Source organism: Streptomyces gottesmaniae (genome assembly GCF_031845845.1).
Classification (GTDB): domain Bacteria; phylum Actinomycetota; class Actinomycetes; order Streptomycetales; family Streptomycetaceae; genus Streptomyces; species Streptomyces akebiae.
In genome coordinates, this window is the sequence record NZ_JAVRFJ010000183.1 from 1 (window position 1) to 363 (window position 363).

Annotated in this window: 1 protein-coding gene; it reads left to right on the forward strand. The window is 68.6% G+C overall.

What is annotated here, in order from left to right; genetic code table 11:
• Positions 1–23: 23 nt before the first annotated feature.
• On the forward strand, positions 24–363 hold a 340-nt coding region (locus RM704_RS44975), incomplete at its 3' end, for a hypothetical protein (RefSeq protein WP_311593655.1).

The following is a 363-nucleotide window of genomic DNA, read 5'->3' on the forward strand; positions in this document are numbered from 1 at the left end:
GGGTGGAGAATCTGCGGCGTCCGGTGCGGTTCGCGGAGGCCACCCGTCGGCTGGCGGGGGAGGGTTTCGGGGCGTTCGTCGAGGTCAGTGCCCATCCGGTGTTGGTGATGGGGATCGAGGAGACGCTCGAGGCATTGGACGCGGAGCGCGACGCTGATACCGCGAGTGGTGGTGTGGTGGCGGTGGGGACGTTGCGTCGGGGTGAGGGTGGCTGGGATCAGTTCCTGCGTTCGCTGGCGGGTCTGTTCGTGCGTGGTGCGGCGGAGCCGGACTGGAAGCTGCTGCTGGGTGGTCCTCACCCGAGGGTGGAGTTGCCGACGTATGCCTTCCAGCGGGAGCGGTTGTGGCTGGATGCGGGTGTGG